Below are 1,590 nucleotides of genomic sequence, written 5' to 3' on the forward strand. Positions count from 1 at the left end.
TCCTTGCCCCCGAAGAGGCCGTACTACCTTCGAACCGGTCGACCCGGAACCAACGTCAATGTTCCACCCATGAGCTAACCAGCCGAGAACATTCGTCTCGGATCCGGCGCCTGGACACCCCTACGGGTGCCAGATGCTCCTTAGAAAGGAGGTGATCCAGCCGCACCTTCCGGTACGGCTACCTTGTTACGACTTAGTCCTAATCACCGATCCCACCTTCGACGGCTCCCTCCACAAGGGTTGGGCCACCGGCTTCGGGTGTTACCGACTTTCATGACTTGACGGGCGGTGTGTACAAGGCCCGGGAACGTATTCACCGCAGCGTTGCTGATCTGCGATTACTAGCGACTCCGACTTCATGAGGTCGAGTTGCAGACCTCAATCCGAACTGAGACCGGCTTTTTGGGATTCGCTCCACCTTACGGTATCGCAGCCCTTTGTACCGGCCATTGTAGCATGCGTGAAGCCCAAGACATAAGGGGCATGATGATTTGACGTCATCCCCACCTTCCTCCGAGTTGACCCCGGCAGTCTCCTATGAGTTCCCACCATAACGTGCTGGCAACATAGAACGAGGGTTGCGCTCGTTGCGGGACTTAACCCAACATCTCACGACACGAGCTGACGACAACCATGCACCACCTGTATACCGACCTTGCGGGGCGACCATTTCTAGCCGTTACCGGTATATGTCAAGCCTTGGTAAGGTTCTTCGCGTTGCATCGAATTAATCCGCATGCTCCGCCGCTTGTGCGGGCCCCCGTCAATTCCTTTGAGTTTTAGCCTTGCGGCCGTACTCCCCAGGCGGGGCGCTTAATGCGTTAGCTGCGACACGGAAACCGTGGAATGGTCCCCACATCTAGCGCCCAACGTTTACGGCGTGGACTACCAGGGTATCTAATCCTGTTCGCTCCCCACGCTTTCGCTCCTCAGCGTCAGTTACGGCCCAGAGAACTGCCTTCGCCATCGGTGTTCTTCCTGATATCTGCGCATTCCACCGCTACACCAGGAGTTCCATTCTCCCCTACCGCACTCTAGTCTGCCCGTACCCACTGCAGGCCCGAGGTTGAGCCTCGGGTTTTCACAGCAGACGCGACAAACCGCCTACGAGCTCTTTACGCCCAATAATTCCGGACAACGCTCGCACCCTACGTATTACCGCGGCTGCTGGCACGTAGTTAGCCGGTGCTTTTTCTGCAGGTACCGTCACCCCGAAAGGCTTCTTCCCTGCTAAAAGAGGTTTACAACCCGAAGGCCGTCATCCCCCACGCGGCGTTGCTGCATCAGGCTTGCGCCCATTGTGCAATATTCCCCACTGCTGCCTCCCGTAGGAGTCTGGGCCGTGTCTCAGTCCCAGTGTGGCCGGTCACCCTCTCAGGCCGGCTACCCGTCGTCGCCTTGGTGAGCCATTACCTCACCAACAAGCTGATAGGCCGCGAGCTCATCCCGAACCGAAAAACTTTCCACACGCAGAAGATGCCTTCGCGCGTCATATCCAGTATTAGACGCCGTTTCCAGCGCTTATCCCAGAGTCCGGGGCAGATTGCTCACGTGTTACTCACCCGTTCGCCACTAATCCCCCAGGTGCAA

1 rRNA gene is annotated in these 1,590 nt (G+C 57.5%); it reads right to left on the minus strand.

Going from position 1 to position 1,590, the window contains the following annotated elements:
- Positions 1–144 precede the first annotated feature (144 nt).
- A 16S ribosomal RNA gene (locus tag ACO2Q7_RS17250) occupies positions 145–1,590 on the minus strand; the annotation flags it as partial.

Origin of the sequence: Rathayibacter sp. KR2-224, assembly GCF_049446075.1 — a bacterium.
Taxonomy (GTDB): domain Bacteria; phylum Actinomycetota; class Actinomycetes; order Actinomycetales; family Microbacteriaceae; genus Humibacter.